Raw genomic sequence first — 17212 nt, 5'->3', positions numbered from 1 at the left:
TGAATTATCACATTTTGAAAATACACCCTTTTCAATGCCCAGTTACCCCCAATAAACTGGGCATTTTTTTTAACCAATGCATTTATCTTAAATAAAAAAATAGACCCAATTTGTCCAAAATACTTAAGGTTAATTGTTTACGTTCAGCTGGATCATCCTCTGCTTGCATTTTCATATTTAACGCAAATGCAGTCACCTTGCCATTGGGTTGTTCAACCCATCCCGTATACCAACCCACTTGAGGTTCAACATCCATTCCCCAACCACTTTTAGCATACAGTTTACTGTCACCACGTCTCTCGATATAAAGCATATCTTTGACTTGTTGCTGTACATTTCGATCAAAAGGTAATTGCTTCATCGCCAGTTGATAGGCAAATTTAACTTCTTGTTCAGGGGAGATTTTTAAAGGACCCACCAACCAAAAATTATCGACTTGCTGACCAATCTCCGCATTGCCAAAACCTACACGCTTCACTTCTTCACGCATCAACTCCAAGCCAATACGTCGAGCAAGCTCCTGATATACGGGAACAGCTGAAGCCTGCATCGCTTCTGCCAAAGTCATATCTTTTTCCCATGCTGAAAAAGCGCGCTTTTCACCATTCCAATGAAATACTTCAGTATTGGTTGCTTTTGCATTTTGCAATCCAATTAAAGCATTCAACATCTTAAATGTAGATGCAGGAATATATTCAGTCTTTGCTCGGCTTAGATCATTACCATAACTTTTTAGATGAATCCCATCATAAGTAACAAACACAGCTTGAGTCTGTGCTTGATTAAATAATAAAGGAATCTCAGTTTCTCGCTCTGATATGACTGGGCGTTGTAGTTTTGAATCATAAACACAACCTGAAAATGCCAAACTACTGAGGATGACACAAAATAAACCTTTCATTTTAAACTTCATGATATTGGTGACCTTAGATACCACTCTAACATGCTGAAAAATTGAAATCGTAGAGGTCATGGAAAAATATATTGTGCCAAGAATGTAAGAAAATATTTACATGTGCAATATATTGGTGCATAATGCACCTCATTAGGGCAATAATTAGGTTTTCCTCAGCAGAAACTTTAGCTTTGCTCCAGATTTTGGCGAAAAATCCCAGTTTTCTTTGAAAATTGGGATTTTTTTTGGCAAAAATCATGCCAACCCTATCTTTGATAGGTTAAGTTTAGCACTATATTGGTGCAAAATTTACTTCCTACCTGATTTGATGAAAATTTATTGATTTTTAAACAAAAAAAAGCCCAACCTTGGGGAAAGCTGGGCATATAAACTGCTAATTTAAAAAAACTCATTGATTAGCAATGAACTTTATAGACTTATTATCTAAAATCCATCACACTTTGTAAAACCTATTAAATTGATCGGATATAGAAATATTATCGTTTTTACTAATAATTGCGCCACAACTAACACTTTATTAAATAAAATGAATATTAAATCACATATTTTATGCCAGCTAAGCAGATTTTAATGACATTTTCTTGACATTGATTGCAAAAAAACCATCGAAAATACAAATTAACAACAGAATACAATAGAAAAAACAAATCAATAAAATTCGTATTTTGCCATCCTTTTTTTAATAAATATTACTGCTCTTTAGTTTTATTTACTTGTTCTGATTAAACTTTTTCTAAGGTTGACTTGAAGTTAAACAAATGTTCGTTTTTTAAACAGTGTTTTTTTCATGTATCTGCTTTGTAAACATACGTCTTAAACATCATTGACTTAATATCTTGTTACAATACAATGCCGTGTGTTTCACCAATTTCTCCTATTGGAAAAGATTATGAAAAAACTCGGTTTAGCCACTGCTCTATTATTAGCCATGACCGGCGCACAAGCATACCAATTTGAAGTTCAAGGTCAATCAGAGTATATCGATACAACTGAAAATGACAAAGACTTCACTGGTGGTCTTCAAGGTACTTTCTACTTCAAAAATGTTGACTCTTCTAAAGGTCCTTTGGCTGAAGCAGCGTTCTTAAACCAAGCTTCTAACGTATCTTTAGCGTACAACTATGGCGAATTAGATGCTGGCGTAACTGCACACAACTATGGCGCTAAAGCTGAAGCTTATGTTCCAACACCATATGTTCCTGCTTATGCAAGCGTATCTTATAGCCACACAATTCTTGATGGCAAACACGGCTTATCTAACGATCAAGGCGACCGTTTTGCTTTAGAATTAGGTGCTTTACCTACTCAAAACTTCTTAGTTGCTGTTGGTTATACCAACGTTGCTGACCAAGTTGCTTTAGATGCATTCAATGTAATGGGTAACGGTGTTGCTAAAGCAACTGCTGAAGCTGCAACAATTGGTGAAGATCAAGACGCAATCACTGCACGTGCTAAATACGTTGGCGGTATTGACGGTACAAACATGTCTTTAGCATTTGAATCAGGCATTATCTATGGTGATGCAACTGCATACCAATTCAAAACTGACTTCTATTTGAACCCACAATTAAGCATTGGTGCTTCTTACGCAGCTTCTAGCTACGAAGGTACTCCAGATTCAGCTTGGGGCGCGAACGTAAACTACTTCATCACTCCTGCGATTGCAGTTGGTGCAAGCTACGTAAATGCAAACTACGAAGCGAATAAAGGTCAAGCGATTGCTTATGTTGGTGATACGCAAACTGTTGGCTTAAACGCTAAATTCCGTTTCTAATAACTTAGAAATTGAATCTGTAAAAAAGGACTCTCACGAGTCCTTTTTTATTGCTTGAAGATAAATAACTTAGCTTCTCAGCACATTTAAAAAATGCAAGTGACGTTCATATTGATCAATGATGTCTTGAATCAAGTCTTCCTGTGTCCACTCCATCACATCATAGTTCTGACCGCCCTCTCTTAAAAATACTTCAGCTTGATAAAAGTCATCTGTTTGTTGATGCTGTTCATTCATCATAAAGCTGGGTGCAACCATTTCCCGCACCATTACTTTATAGATAAAGTTTAGTTCGTCATGATGATCTACACTCAACTGAACTCCATCTTCCAATTCTTTGATGACGACATTTAAATGACGGCGTTTGAATTCAAAACGAATACTTTCAAAAGCTTTAATCACATGAGATTGGATATATTCATGCACCTCAGCTTGTGTATGCGGATAATGCATAATTAAGCCTAGACGTTGTTGCCAACTTCGTGGGTTTTGTACAGCTCTCGGAGTAATTCTTGCGACTTGTAAAGCTTGCATTTTGGTCACATCCACACGAAGTGCTTTCACTAAGCCCCAACATAACAACAGCATAATAAATGTGAATGGCAATGCACTCATCATTGTCGCAGATTGTAATGCACTAAGCCCACCCACCATTAATAGAATGATCGAAAGTACTGCCATTAAAATGGTCCAAAACAAACGTTGCCAAGTCGGTGAATTATCAGACTTTGCTGTGAGATAGTCGGTAACCAATGCACCAGAATCTGCTGAGGTGACAAAAAATAGAACCACAAGTACCGTCGCGATTAGACTTGAGATTCCTGCGAAAGGTAAATGAGCGAGGAATTCAAACAATGCCACTGAAGAATCTTTTTGCACAGCAGCCATCAAACTGTCTTGCCCCTGTTGCAAAATACTGAATAATGCAGCATTACCAATAAAGCCCATCCAGATCAGGGTAAAACCTGTCGGAATCAGCAAAACGCCAACAATAAACTCTCGAATGGTACGCCCTTTCGAAACACGGGCAATAAACATCCCCACAAATGGTGACCATGAAATCCACCATGCCCAATACACAATGGTCCACCCACCGATCCAACCATTGGATTGATAGGCATATAAATTAAAGGTCATGGTGAATAAATTAGAGATGTATTGTCCAGCATTTTGAATTGTGGCTTGTAAAATATAAACACTTGAACTGGCGAGAAAAATAAAAACAAGAAGTAGCAAAGCCAAGACCAGATTCAGCTCAGAAAGTCTTTTAATTCCTTTATCTAAGCCTAAAAATACGGACAGTGACGCAAGTGTACTGACGATGATGATCAATATAATTTGCGTTGTAATATTACTTTCCCAGCCGAATAAATAGCTCAAGCCAGAGTTAATTTGGGTTACACCGAAACCTAAAGTCGTGGCAACACCAAATACCGTACCAATGGTCGCAAAGGTATCCACAGCATCGCCAATAGGTCCATAGATCCTACGTCCAATAATTGGATATAGGCCCGAACGAACTTTTAGTGGTAAATGATAACGGAAAGCAAAATAAGCCAGTGTTAGACCAACCACAGCATAGATCGCCCAAGCGTGTAAACCCCAATGGAAAAAGGTAATTCTCATCGCTTGTTGCGCAGAGTCAATACTTTGGGGATCTCCAGTAGGCGGATTGACATAGTGCATGACTGGTTCGGCAACACTAAAGAACATCAAACCGATCCCCATACCAGCGGTAAACAGCATGGCAAACCATGACCCATTGCTATATTCAGGCTGACTGTGGTCTGGACCGAGTTTAATTTTGCCCATCTCAGAAAAGGCAATAAAAATAAGCAAAATTAAAAAAATTGCGACGGACAAAACATAGAACCAGCTAAATGAATCCGTGATCCATTTATTCATTTGCGTGGTCATCAGTTCAAAGGCATTAGGTGCAAAGATAACCACCGCTAAAAACAGCGCAATTATTCCAACAGTGCTCAAGAAAACATTTGGATTGATATTGTCAAACCAAGTGATTTTTTTGGAAGGCATATTTCCCCCAGGTTTTTATATTAAAAGGACAGACGTATTAAAGTCAAAAAAGGCATTCACAATAGTGAAAAAAGACGAATCCCGTAGAACAGCGATTAGATTCAGCACACATTATAATTTAAATTAATATTTTCAACAATTTAGCAAATGTAACAAGATAGTTTTCACGTTATTTTGGTTTATTTTCAATATATTGCAGTGCAATCATACGTGAAACGATCAGCGCAAAATACATCACACCACAAAACATTTGCAACATCGAAATCACACGTGCTGCGGGTGCAACAGGGATCAAATCCGACAATCCAGTTGCAGATTGCAAACTAAAACTAATAAACAATAAATCCAGCCAAGTCTGATAATCCGCAACATGATTGGGGTTTTGAAAGCTTTGTGGAACCAATAATTGGCAAATACTGTATAAAAAGGCAAAGCCCCAAGCAATCAGGGTAAAAACTGCCCCAGCAGCAAATAACTCATCTTTGGTGAGGTAACGGTCTGCAAACATATAACGGATCAATCCATAAGCAGCACAAAAATATGCTGCTGCTTCAAAAGCATGGGCGATAATTTGCAAAGTAACGGAATGAAAACCGATCAACATCAAAAAAGATAACGAAAAAGCCCCCAACACAAAGCTCAACCCAAGCACGGTAAATGTTGGTGTTTGTCGTATTACCTTGGCAATGATCAACAATGCAGACACTCCAAGCAGCCATGTAAGAATTTGATAGCTTCTACTGGCATTGGTGTACACAGACAAAACCAAAATCAGCAATTGCACCAATAATAGCCATGCCGAAGGCAATTGCTTGAATCCTTTCCAAAATTCGACGATTGATTGCATAAATAATTTCTGGTTATTGTTTTAAAACTTCAAATTAACATATTCATTCAATTTGATAAATTGTTTAAATTTTACCTTATTGTTCAATCTATAAATTGAGATAATTCATCCTATTTATAACATGCTAAATCGTGCGCTTTTACAGCTTTATTTCTACTCTAAATTATTCAAGCACCTAGTCCTGTTATAAAAGGGACATGAAGGCTTTCAAATTGAAAACCCATAAAAAAACACCTTCGAAAAGGTGTTTTTGAGTTGATTCGAAATCAATTAGTGATCTGAAGCACCTGAGATGCCAATACCTGTTTGTGAGCGTACAAACTGTGCATCAAATGCTTTGCGTTCTGCTTGCGCACGTGCTGATTTATCAGTCACAGAGAACAACCAGCAGCAAATGAAGGCTAACGGCATAGCGAAGATTGCAGGACCATTGAATGAGTTGATTGGTGTATCAGAGATTTTTAATGTATCTACCCAAACAGCTTTCGATAAGATAATTAAAGTCACTGCTGTTACTAGACCAACAACACCACCAATAACTGCACCACGTGTCGTTAAGCCTTTCCAGAACATTGAAAGTACCAACACTGGGAAGTTTGCACATGCAGCTACGGAGAACGCCAAACCAACCATGAAAGCAACGTTTTGTTTTTCGAACAAAATACCTAAAATCATCGCAAAAATTGCTAGACCTAAAGTTGCGATCTTAGACATACGTAATTCAGATTCAGGTGTAGTTTGACCTTTTTTGATTACGTTTGCATATAAGTCATGTGAAATTGCAGAAGCACCTGAAAGTGTCAAACCTGCAACAACTGCAAGAATAGTTGCGAACGCCACTGCTGAAATGAAGCCCATGAACAGATCGCCACCCACTGCATCAGCAAGGTGTACCGCTGCCATGTTGTTACCGCCAACTAATTCTAGTTTGCCAGTTACAGCCATTTTTGCGACATCAATGAATTGTGGGTTGTTTGATACGAACAGAATCGCACCGAAGCCGATAATGAATGTTAATAAGTAGAAGTAACCAATGAAACCTGTTGCCACAACAACTGATTTACGCGCTTCTTTTGCGTCTTTAACAGTAAAGAAACGCATTAAGATATGTGGTAAACCTGCGGTACCAAACATTAATGCTAAACCAAGCGATAATGCATCTAATGGGTTTTTCGCCAAGCTACCTGGGCCCATGATCTTAGTTGCATCTTCGATGCTTACATCATGCACTTTTGCAAATACATCGATAGATTGTTTAAACATTTCAGAGAAGCTATAGCCTACAGAATGCATCACCATGAACGCCATGAATGTTGCACCTGAAAGCAACATCACCGCTTTAATGATCTGTACCCACGTAGTCGCCAACATGCCACCAAAGATCACATAAGCCATCATCAGAAGACCAACGATCACCACTGCAATGTTATAGTTCAAACCAAAAAGAAGTTTGATTAGCTGTCCTGCACCCACCATTTGTGCAATCAAATAGAATGCAACAACAACCAAAGAACTGATCGCAGCAAGTGTACGTACCGGCTTTTCTTCTAAGCGGAATGAAACCACATCAGAGAGGTTGTATTTACCTAAGTTACGCAGACGTTCAGCAACCAAGAACAGTACCACTGGCCAACCAACCATGAAACCTAGTGAATAAAGCAGGCCATCAAAACCTGAGCTAAACACCATTGCAGAAATACCCAAGAACGATGCAGCTGACATGTAGTCACCGGCAATCGCCAAACCATTTTGGAAACCTGAGATACCACCGCCAGCTGTATAGAAGTCTGCTGTATTGGTGGTTTGTTTTGCAGCCCATTTAGTGATGAACAAGGTAAGACCAACGAAAATTGCGAACATGATAATCGCATGCCAGTTGGTCGCTTGTTGCTGAGCTTCACCTAAATCTGGACCAGCTTGTGCAACAGTAGAAAGCAGTGCAGTAGATGCAAGTGCTGCTTTAGTCTTTAAAGAGTTCCATTTCATCTTAGTGAAGTCCTTTTTCATGAGCAATTGCTTCTACTTCTCTCATTGCATCTTCATTCAATTGATCCAATTTATTGTTGGCAATATATGAATACACACCACACAAAATGAAAGATAAAACAATAATGCCTAGACCTAAAGGAATACCCCAAGTGGTGACTCCACCACTAAATGAAGTCATCAAAAATTCTTTGTTATAGCCAACTAAAAGCATAAATCCAACATAAACGAACAACATAATTGCAGTTAATGTCCAGCTCAATCTACTTTTTTTAGCAACCATTTCTTTGAATTTTGGATTTTGTAGAATCGCCTCTACTTGTCTCTCATCCATAACCATGCTCCTTGATAAGCGACCAGAACCCTGGTTGCTTTTTTTAATCTTTTTTTACATGGTCAAAATTAACAATATTGTGGGGTTCTCGTAACTTAGACTTTGGTCGTTAAATTTTGAGCAAAGTGCGCGAGTCAATTCATGGATGCGGTATGATAGGGGGTAGATTTTTATACTGTAGTCCTTATGAACAGTTGGTTAATTATAGGGGTTTTAGCCCTTTACATCTTCATTCTCTTCGTTTGTGCCTTCTTTGGGGAGAAGCATGCCAGCCGATTAAGCACTCGCGGCAGAATGCTTCTCTTTAGTCTAACATTGGGCGTTTATTGTTCATCTTGGACTTTTTATGGTGCAACTGGTGCAGCAGTAAGAGAAGGGATTATTTTCCTACCGATTTATTTAGGACCTTTATTATTCGTTTGGCTAGGTTATGACATTTGGCGTCGTTTAGGTCGTGTACGCCAGCATCATGCAATTTCATCGATTGCCGACTTTGTTGCTGCTCGTTATGGTAAAAGCGGAACACTTGCCTCTTTGGTCACCATCTTAGCAGTTATTGCAATTATTCCTTATTTGGCTTTGCAGTTACGTGCGATTGCACTCAGTGCATCGGTCATGCTCGATCATAATACCCAAGTTGTTTCAACCACAACCAATGGTGTACTTGGACTCACTGCGGTGCTTGCAATCTTAGCGATGATGTTTGGAACGCGACAAATCGCCAATACCGAACAGCATGGCGGACTCATGCTTGCGGTAGCATTTGAATCTTTTGTCAAACTGTTTGCACTACTCTGTGTTGCCTTCTTTTTTATTTTTGACCACCCTCAAAATATTGTACAAATTTCACATGATGTACAAAAAACCTTTCATGAAGTGCAACTGTTTGGTGTTCCTGAAACATTTTGGATTCAAACCTTATTGGCATCTTTAGCGATTATTTGTTTGCCCCGTCAGTTCCACGTTGCTGTGGTGGAGTTACGCGATGAAAAGCATATTCGAGGTGCTAGACGCTGGTTTGCTGCTTATTTAATCCTTACCATTATTGCCATTATTCCAATTGCCAGTTGGGCACTGCATGCAGCACCGAAATATTTAACCATTCCAGATGTTGCGGTACTTTCTTTACCGATTAGTTATAACCAAGACTGGTTATCTTTACTGGCATTTTTAGGGGGGTTTTCTGCATCTACAGGGATGCTTTTGGTCTCTTCTGTCGCACTGTCTATCATGCTGAGTAATGACTTGATCATGCCTGCTTTATGGAAATTTGGCATTCTTTCCCGTCATGATAAACGCTTACCGCAAGTGCTTAAATTTACACGTCGTGTGTGTATTTTAGCGGTGATGCTACTTGGTTTTCTATTCTTCCATTTCTTTAATGATATTGACCAACTCTCAACTTTTGGTCTTTTGGCATTCAGTGCTGTTGCACAGTTCTCACCAGCATTGATTGGTGGTTTATATTGGCGAGGAGGTAGCCGCCAAGGGGTCTATTCTGGTTTAGTGGTCGGTTTTATCCTGTGGTCATATACCTTGTTGCTTCCAACAATTTTGCGAAGCTTACCTGTTGAGTATAGTGAGTTCGCACATCAGTTTTTAATGTTTGGTCCTTTAAATATCGAATGGTTAAGACCAGAAGCATTATTTGGTTTTGAATCATTCGCACCATTAACACATGGTGTTATTTGGGCACTCGGATTAAACATTACCTTATATATCTGGGTATCTCGAATTTATCGCCCAAGTATTGCTGAACAAATACAGGCCGAAAGCTTTTTCTATTACGAAACTAAACCTTTACCTGCGCAAAATACTTCGACTGATATTAACTATTTGCACCACGATGTCGCCAAGCTCAAAGTTGGCGATTTAATCGCACTGGCTAAACGTATTACTGGTGAAGGACCTGCAACACACGCATTTCAGCAGTTCTGTGCTATGAACAATGTGGTTTTAAATGAAAATAGCAGTGCAAATGGGATGTGGTGGCGTTTTACCGAACAGTATCTTGCTGGAACGATTGGTGCAGCATCTGCGCGTACCTTATTAACTACAGCGATGGTCAATAACGGCTTAGCCTTGGGACAAGTTGCCAACATTCTTGACCAAGCTTCACAATGGCAACGCTTTAACCAAAATCTCATCATGACCATGATTGACCATATGACGCAAGGGGTCAGTGTGGTGGATGAAAATATGTGTCTGGTGGCATGGAACAATCAATACCTCAAACTTTTTGATTATCCTAAAGATCTCGTTTATGTCGGTTGTCCAATTGCAGACTTGATTCGTTATAACGCTGAACGTGGTGAATGTGGTCCTGGCTCGGTAGAAGAACATGTACGCAAACGAATTCACTGGATGAAAGTCGGAAGTGCGCATGAGTTTGAACGAATTCGTAAAGATGGTCGTGTGATTCAAATGCGTGGAAATCCAATTGAAGGTGGAGGTTTCGTTACCACTTTTGCTGATATTACCGCATTCCGTGAAAATGAAGCTGTACTTGAAGCCCGTGTCTCTGATCGTACCCAACAGTTGGCTGATGCACTTGAAGAACAACAACTTGCACGCGAACAAGCCGATAAAGCCAACATGTCAAAAAGTCGCTTTATTGCCGCCGCCAGCCATGACTTGCTTCAGCCCATGCATGCCGCACGTCTATTCAGTACAGCATTAGAACAAAGCGTTCAGTCGGATGAAGACCGAAAAACCTTACAACAGCTTGACCGTGCTTTGCATGGTGCAGAAAGCATGTTATCTGCTCTTTTGGATATTGCACGCTTGGAAGGTGGTTCAATTCAGCCGAAACGCCAAGCCTACCCATTACATGATTTACTCAGTGATTTGGAACTGCAATTTAAATCGATTGCCGCACAACGTGATATCCAGTTGCACGTACATGATGCTCAATTCTGGATTGACACCGACCCGCAATGGATTCGTCGTATCATCCAAAACTTTGTCAGTAATGCCTTACGTTATACAGCGCGTGGGCGTGTCGTGGTGGGTGTACTGCGTGCTTCAGATCTTCCACAACATATCCGCATTGGTGTTTGGGATACAGGTCCTGGGATTGCTGAAGAACAACGCATTAAACTGTTTCAGGAGTTTGAGCGTTGTGGGCATACTTCACCTTGGGGGGAACAAGGTTTAGGACTTGGTCTTGCGATTGTTCAACGAATGACCAGCTTGTTGGATTATCCTGTACATGTCTATTCAGAGCTTGGTAAAGGCTCATGCTTCATGATTGATGTCCCCGTGGTAGAAGCACCTAAAATTGTTGCTACACCAGTGCAAGCTGTTCCTTTAAAAGCAAAAGCATATAAGATTTTATGTTTAGATAATGACGATACAATTTTGGAAGGCATGACCACCCTGCTGACCAAATGGGGTTATCAAGTCTTTAAGGCCACAGAACCTGAACAGGCTTTGAACATTATTCAAAGAGAAAATATTCAAGTCTGGTTGGTGGATCAGCATCTAAACAATAGCAAAATTGGTTTGGATTTCATTATTGAAAATCGTCAGGAAAATGTTCCTGCGGCACTGATCACCGCAGACTCCGATCCTGAATTACCACAACGTGTCAAAGATTTAAATGTTGTGCTTTTAAAGAAACCACTTAAACCAGCCTCACTACGCGCATGGTTATCTGGATTGAAAATTTCAAAATAGTGTCGCCTATTGGAATCCCCTTCTTTAATGTTTTGAAACATTTACACGCGCTAGAGCTTCGTGCTCTAGCGCGTGTGTTACACATTTTTTTAAGATAAATAGCAATTTTTTTTAAGGATTGTGCAAAAGCATTCAAAAAGCTCCCAAAGACTGCCTTGTTTATTGGCGAAAGATTCCAAAGCTTTATTTTCTATGGCAAATAACATCAAAATAGTAAATATACACTTGTATAGTTAGTTACAATTTTATATTTATTTGATTCTAAATAATAAAAAACCAATTTTCACCCTATATACAACTTTAGTCGTATTCCTATTGCATCTCAGATAAATCAAAAATTAATTCAAGACAAAATCACGCTCATGTTTAGGGAAACAAAAACAGCGTTTGAATTCAATTTTAAATAGGATTTTAGCTATGAATATTTCAGAAACTGTTCCACATGGGCTACACCAAGCTCAACAATTCCATCGTCAATATGGTGCTAATTCAATTCTGCCTGAAATCGATTGGCAAGCTATTTTTAAACATAGTAAGTTGCAAGACACTCAAATCCAAGCGCTGAATACCATCTATCAAGCAACAGTACCTTTAGCACTGCAAGTTTTTGATGAATTAAAATTTGATGTATTTGCACCTGTTGCATTTCATCCACAAGGTCTAGGTTTATTTGATAAATTAGCCCAACAAGAAGAAAAGTTAGTTCAACGCTTAGAAGATGAATGCGAATGCTTAAATGATGAGGTTCGTCATCAAGTCTGGAGTATGTTACTTCGTGGCGGTGCTGTATTGGTATTTAAAGCATGGTTAGGTAAAGTTAAGACTGGGGAAAATAGTTTAGACATGACCCAGTTTGATGAGCTATCAGACTTGCTATTCATTAAAACTTCACCGACAACGCTCGCAATGCGTCTAAAAGTAGATGCTCATGCAGACTATGACCATGTATTCTTGATGTATGGCAATGATGTCTTCCTTGATCGCTTCAATAGTTTAGAAACAGCAGCATTATTTGTTGATTTAGGCGTATATGATGCAGCATTTTTAAGTTTACGTGATGATCGAGTTGCGGATTACCTCAAATCTAAAGGTTATGTAACTCATGAGCAGATCGAAGATTTAAAATGCGCTTTAAATCCTCTGGGTTGCCCAGATCAAGTCTCTAAACAAGATTGTTTAGCCTAATTGCCTTATTTAGGAAGTACAAAAAGCCAGTCAAATGACTGGCTTTTTACTCTGATCAAATATCCACATACGATCCTTTGAATAGTTGCGACTCAGTATTAATACAATGCCTTAGGCAACTTGATCTGAATAATTTCATTGTCATCAGCACGCTTTGCATTTCGTCCAGAAGATCCGGGAAAATTATTGTCGTTCATCACAGTTAAAGTATTTTTATTTTCAATAATGACATCTTCAATCGTTTCAAATGGAAAGGCGAATGTAGTGCCTGTACCGATATCACCATCACGTGGCGCACCATATAAATTATTTGGATTAGCAACGTTCATTAAATCGACCAAATCTGAACGTTTAACCGCTTTACCAACATCGCCAAGCTCAATTTGAATCAGCTTTTTATAACCATCGAGCTTATTCTGACTCGCATCACGTTCGATAATAATGCCAGATTTATCATCGTACATTTGGAAGTCACCAATATTGGTCGCTTTGGCATTTAAAGTGAAATAATAATAACGTCCTGTATAGGCTTTTTTCTTTACATCAAATTGAGAAATCAGTAATTGTTGATTGGTCTCGCCTTTTAATGGTTTCTCTAGCAAAGGGTATAAATATTGCCCATCTTTAGACAATGCCATACCTTCGAAACCGCCACTTTGCTGAACCAATGGTTCAACATAATTTATATTCGCTTTGTTGAACTGGTTTTGTGGTGAGCGTAATTCAGCGCCTACTTTCAATGGATTTGGTAATGGAATTGGCGCATCCAACAAGATTCCATCTTTATCAAAATGCAGTAAATAAGGTCCAAACTCATCCCCAATCCAATACGTACCATCCGCAGTACGTTGAATGGATTCAGGATCAAAATCAGCGCCAGTGAGCACACGATCAGCGGTATTTTGATTGACGATATTAAACGGAATTAATTTATTTGGGTCACGAAGTTGGACAAAGCTCATCACTTGAACTTTCGCTGTTCCAGATGACTTGGTTCGAAAGTCAGGTTTGATCTGATACAAACGCAACAGAAAATCTGATGAATTATCTTGTGTACCAAAACCATTATCAGCCATAACAATATAGGTACCGTCATTATTTTTTAATGCACCTGAAAAACCTTGTACTGGCTGTCCTTTAAATGGCGGAAATATACCATTTGCGCCTTTGACGAAAGCACCTGAATTTGGACCAGCAGCATAAGTTTCAACATCAAGCTTGGCAAATGATAGCAATGTAGGCACGCTAACCGATGATTCGAACGAAAAGTCGTTTTCATCATCATTACAAGCGGTTAAACCCAATATACTGAAAGCTAAAAGTGAGTAGGCTAATTTTTTCATAAAGGTCTTTTTATTGATTTAAATGAGCCTTATTTAAACCAATCAGGATGACAATTTTAAGTCATTTCAATGACAATACGGAGTCATTTGAATAAAAAGCCAATCATAAAAATGAGTCTATTCTATTTAGGTAACAGTCTTAATAGCCCAGCATTTTTTCCATCTTCCAATACCCAAATCGAACCATCATGCGCTGGATAAATATCTCGAATCCGCTGTTTCATGTTCAAACGCTGTATTTCACGAACAGGCTTTGACTCAGTATCGACCACAATTATTGCTTCTGAAGACAATCCACCAATGAGCGCCTTATTCGTCCATTGAGGGAACAATTGTTTTTGATAAAACACCAAATTCGATGGAGAAATTACAGGTGTCCAACTGATCTCAGGTGCTTTAAATTCAGGACGGGTGACATGATCAGGAATCTCTTTTCCTGAATAATGATCCCCATTGGAAACAATGGGATAACCATAATTCTCACCTTTATGAATTAGATTTAATTCATCACCGCCCTTAGGACCCATTTCTACAACCCACAATTGGTCTTTATGATCAAAAGCGATACCTAAGGGATTGCGATGCCCTAAAGACCAGACTTGTTTTCCGATTTCACCTTGTTGAGTGAATGGGTTATCTGCAACAAGACTACCATCATCATTCAGTCTAATGACTTTACCCAAATTCGACTTCATATCTTGTGCAGGATCAAATTTCTGACGTTCTCCAGAACTGATCCAAAGCTTTCCATCTTTCCCAAATAACATACGATGCGCATAATGCCCTTGTCCTGAGACCTTTGGAACTTGTTCCCATATTCTTTTTATATTGCGGATTCGAGGATTTTTTTCTTGTAGATTTAATTCACCACGAACTACAACTGCGCCATAACCACCATTGCCTTTTTCAGCATAACTCAAATAGATTTGATGATTATTTTTATAGTCAGGGTGCAAAGCAATATCACCCAATCCACCTTGCCCACCATAAGCGACTGGCGGAACACCTAAAATATCAATGCTTTGTGATGAAGAAGGATCATAGAGCTTTAATTTCCCTCGTCTCTCTGTAATCAATAATCGCCCATCCCCCAATTCAGTCATTGCCCAGGGTTCATCAAATGTCGCGACTTTTTCAACACGATAGCTTTGATCAATCATCGCAGTTGTGCTTTCTGTCGCTTGTTTTACTTCAGATGATGAATTGCTTTGAGCATTGCATGCACTGAGTAATGTACAGCCCATGAGTAGAGGTAAATAAAAAAATTTCTGTCGTAACGCTTCCATTTCTTGTTCCTCAATACTTTGATGTTTTATTTATTGTAAAGAAAAGACAGTATTGAACTATTTTATATTGTTAACAGCAATTTTCTAATCTATTCGATGTAAGCATTTACCTACAACTCCTGCCGAATTTAGCGAATATACGGCTGCTGTAAATTCACCTATTCTATCGTTATCGGGAACAGGAAGTTTCCCAGACAAAACAAGAATAATAAAGTGTCTGAGCATCAGGAACGTGAGATTCGACAGGAGTCAGATCTAACACACCAATACGAAGAAAACCCCATCAGGATGATGGGGTTTTCTTTTTTGTACTTGAATAGTTTTTCAAATCTAAAGTACTCTAAATCAATAGTAATTCTCACCTCAATATCAACAAACCATCTCATTACAATATTTTTAAAAAATTTATTTTTAATATAAATCTATTAATTACTCAGATAAATCGATCTTTATTTTAGATTTTTAATACGAATTTTAGGTTTTGGTAAGCTATAAAAAAATAAAAGCTGATTTATAAAAATTCTTGATCGTCTTTTACTTACAGCTCTTTCTTTATCTAGTTTATCTCCCAATAAAACAAATATTTCAAATATAATTAGAAGTACTAATTTTAAAATCATAATTGCAAACATGATAAAAATTGAAAATATAAGATCTAGAGCCAGTAGCGACCAAAAAGAATTATTTCTAAAAAAATCGAAAATATTATAAATATTAGTGCCTGTAGCTATTGTTAGCCCTATTATTGCTGCACATATACCCATAAACATTGCCAATAATCTATTTTTTGATTCTGGATGAAATATCCACAAACCAAATTGTTTCGCATCCAATGAAAAATTGGATTTATATTTATCTTTAATATTCAAAACTTTATCAATTTTTTCTGCTATTTCTAAGTATTTTGTAGAGTCTGAATCAACACAGATTGAAAACCACAATTTTCTTAAGTCGTATAATTTGGTTTGTTTAGATTGTAAAATTTCTTGCAATTCTTTAATTATTAATTTTTCTCTTTGCTTTAGTAAAAGAAACCAAATAAATAATACTAAAATTTCGATTAAAATAGGAAAAATCAATCTCCATCCATTTGATACTTTCGGAAAATATGGAAAAGCATCTTTATTCACATACCAATAAAATGAATACACAAATATAGAAAGAGATAATAGCAAAAGCCATATCAGCTTATTTTTTATATATAAAATTTTTTTGAATGATTCGAATAAATCATAATAAACATTAATAAGTCTAAATAAATTTCCCATATTCCGTTTCCATTTCTTTCTTATATTTATAGATTTTGTCTGATAATTTAAAGATTATGAATATATATTTTTTTTAAAACGCCATAAGTTGACGTCTAGTATATTATTTATCCACAATTTCTTATCATTTCTATCTTTTCTTTACGCATAAAAAAACACCCTCAACATTTTAGTTGAGGGTGTTTTAAGAATTAAAAGCTGGCGATGACTTACTCTCACATGGGTAACCCCACACTACCATCAGCGCTAAGAGGTTTCACTTCTGAGTTCGGGAAGGGATCAGGTGGTTCACTCTTGCTATTGTCGCCAGCAAACTGTTATGGACTTTTTCGGGTCTTATGGGGATGCCTTACTTTGTTGCAAATGAGTTTAACAGAAGAACATTTGAGTTAGAAATTGTAACTAGCTTTACAACTAATTCAAGTTTCTTTGATCTTTTATTAATCAAATGATGCTTCACATACAACTGCTTGGGTGTCGTATAGTCAAGCCTCACGAGCAATTAGTATTGGTCAGCTTCATGCGTCACCGCCATTCCACATCCAACCTATCAACGTC

11 protein-coding genes and 1 rRNA gene are annotated in these 17212 nt (G+C 38.0%); 3 read left to right on the top strand and 9 right to left on the bottom strand.

Features of this window, described 5'->3' with window-relative positions; translation table 11 throughout:
• Positions 1 to 82 precede the first annotated feature (82 nt).
• Positions 83 to 901, bottom strand: a complete 819-nt coding sequence (blaOXA, locus tag AAV97_RS02875) for an OXA-229 family carbapenem-hydrolyzing class D beta-lactamase (protein ID WP_228136502.1) — start codon at positions 899 to 901, stop codon at positions 83 to 85.
• 904 nt (positions 902 to 1805) lie between these two features.
• Here blaOXA and omp33-36 point away from each other — a divergent pair.
• Entirely contained in the window at positions 1806 to 2690 is an 885-nt protein-coding gene (omp33-36, locus tag AAV97_RS02865; RefSeq protein WP_046759754.1) for a porin Omp33-36, read from the top strand.
• A gap of 69 nt (positions 2691 to 2759) precedes the next feature.
• On the opposite strand, the gene AAV97_RS02860 is transcribed toward omp33-36, so the two are convergent.
• The 4 genes from AAV97_RS02860 to AAV97_RS02845 all read right to left on the bottom strand — a co-directional run bounded on the left by AAV97_RS02860 (position 2760) and on the right by AAV97_RS02845 (position 7894).
• Positions 2760 to 4727: a BCCT family transporter gene (locus AAV97_RS02860; protein ID WP_004825635.1), complete on the bottom strand. Its 1968-nt coding sequence runs from the start codon at positions 4725 to 4727 to the stop codon at positions 2760 to 2762.
• 169 nt (positions 4728 to 4896) lie between these two features.
• Complete coding sequence (locus AAV97_RS02855) at positions 4897 to 5574, bottom strand: ion channel (protein WP_046759753.1); 678 nt, start codon at positions 5572 to 5574, stop codon at positions 4897 to 4899.
• Between the two features lie 270 nt (positions 5575 to 5844).
• Positions 5845 to 7560 (bottom strand): cation acetate symporter, encoded by a 1716-nt coding sequence (locus AAV97_RS02850; protein WP_004825638.1) that lies wholly within the window; start codon positions 7558 to 7560, stop codon positions 5845 to 5847.
• A 1-nt stretch (position 7561) separates the two neighbouring features.
• Positions 7562 to 7894, bottom strand: a complete 333-nt coding sequence (locus AAV97_RS02845; RefSeq protein ID WP_004825640.1) for a DUF485 domain-containing protein — start codon at positions 7892 to 7894, stop codon at positions 7562 to 7564.
• Positions 7895 to 8080: 186 nt separating this feature from the next.
• On the opposite strand from AAV97_RS02845, the gene AAV97_RS02840 reads away from it, so the two are divergent.
• Together AAV97_RS02840 and AAV97_RS02835 are read left to right on the top strand one after the other, a co-directional pair.
• Positions 8081 to 11572 carry a PAS domain-containing hybrid sensor histidine kinase/response regulator gene (locus AAV97_RS02840; protein ID WP_046759752.1) on the top strand — a complete coding sequence of 1164 codons (3492 nt, stop codon included), beginning with the start codon at positions 8081 to 8083 and terminating at the stop codon, positions 11570 to 11572.
• A 417-nt stretch (positions 11573 to 11989) separates the two neighbouring features.
• On the top strand, positions 11990 to 12757 hold the full coding sequence (locus tag AAV97_RS02835; protein ID WP_005034522.1) for a hypothetical protein: 768 nt from the start codon (positions 11990 to 11992) through the stop codon (positions 12755 to 12757).
• A gap of 98 nt (positions 12758 to 12855) precedes the next feature.
• Here the strand turns inward: AAV97_RS02835 and AAV97_RS02830 are convergent, their stop codons facing one another.
• The 4 genes from AAV97_RS02830 to rrf form a co-directional block, all read right to left on the bottom strand.
• Positions 12856 to 14100: an esterase-like activity of phytase family protein gene (locus AAV97_RS02830; RefSeq protein ID WP_046759751.1), complete on the bottom strand. Its 1245-nt coding sequence runs from the start codon at positions 14098 to 14100 to the stop codon at positions 12856 to 12858.
• Positions 14101 to 14222: 122 nt separating this feature from the next.
• The gene (locus AAV97_RS02825; RefSeq protein ID WP_046759750.1) at positions 14223 to 15386 is read right to left on the bottom strand and encodes a PQQ-dependent sugar dehydrogenase; all 1164 of its coding nucleotides are present in this window, start codon (positions 15384 to 15386) and stop codon (positions 14223 to 14225) included.
• 449 nt (positions 15387 to 15835) lie between these two features.
• Positions 15836 to 16654, bottom strand: coding sequence for a hypothetical protein (locus AAV97_RS02820; protein ID WP_046759749.1), 819 nt, complete (start codon positions 16652 to 16654; stop codon positions 15836 to 15838).
• A gap of 196 nt (positions 16655 to 16850) precedes the next feature.
• Positions 16851 to 16965, bottom strand: a 5S ribosomal RNA gene (rrf, locus tag AAV97_RS02815).
• Between the last annotated feature and the right edge of the window lie 247 nt (positions 16966 to 17212).

Origin of the sequence: Acinetobacter sp. Ag2 (assembly GCF_001005515.1) — a bacterium.
Taxonomy (GTDB): Bacteria; Pseudomonadota; Gammaproteobacteria; order Pseudomonadales; family Moraxellaceae; genus Acinetobacter; species Acinetobacter bereziniae.
Note: the sequence above shows the minus strand (reverse complement) of the source record. Positions and strands in the feature narration are given on the sequence as shown.

Excerpts from the sequence above, each read along its gene's own strand:
- blaOXA (WP_228136502.1), bottom strand. The coding sequence starts at position 901 with ATGAAAGGTTTATTTTGTGTCATCCTCAGTAGTTTGGCATTTTCAGGT.
- omp33-36 (WP_046759754.1), top strand. The coding sequence starts at position 1,806 with ATGAAAAAACTCGGTTTAGCCACTGCTCTATTATTAGCCATGACCGGC.
- AAV97_RS02860 (WP_004825635.1), bottom strand. The coding sequence starts at position 4,727 with ATGCCTTCCAAAAAAATCACTTGGTTTGACAATATCAATCCAAATGTT.
- AAV97_RS02855 (WP_046759753.1), bottom strand. The coding sequence starts at position 5,574 with ATGCAATCAATCGTCGAATTTTGGAAAGGATTCAAGCAATTGCCTTCG.
- AAV97_RS02850 (WP_004825638.1), bottom strand. The coding sequence starts at position 7,560 with ATGAAATGGAACTCTTTAAAGACTAAAGCAGCACTTGCATCTACTGCA.
- AAV97_RS02845 (WP_004825640.1), bottom strand. The coding sequence starts at position 7,894 with ATGGATGAGAGACAAGTAGAGGCGATTCTACAAAATCCAAAATTCAAA.
- AAV97_RS02840 (WP_046759752.1), top strand. The coding sequence starts at position 8,081 with ATGAACAGTTGGTTAATTATAGGGGTTTTAGCCCTTTACATCTTCATT.
- AAV97_RS02835 (WP_005034522.1), top strand. The coding sequence starts at position 11,990 with ATGAATATTTCAGAAACTGTTCCACATGGGCTACACCAAGCTCAACAA.
- AAV97_RS02830 (WP_046759751.1), bottom strand. The coding sequence starts at position 14,100 with ATGAAAAAATTAGCCTACTCACTTTTAGCTTTCAGTATATTGGGTTTA.
- AAV97_RS02825 (WP_046759750.1), bottom strand. The coding sequence starts at position 15,386 with ATGGAAGCGTTACGACAGAAATTTTTTTATTTACCTCTACTCATGGGC.
- AAV97_RS02820 (WP_046759749.1), bottom strand. The coding sequence starts at position 16,654 with ATGGGAAATTTATTTAGACTTATTAATGTTTATTATGATTTATTCGAA.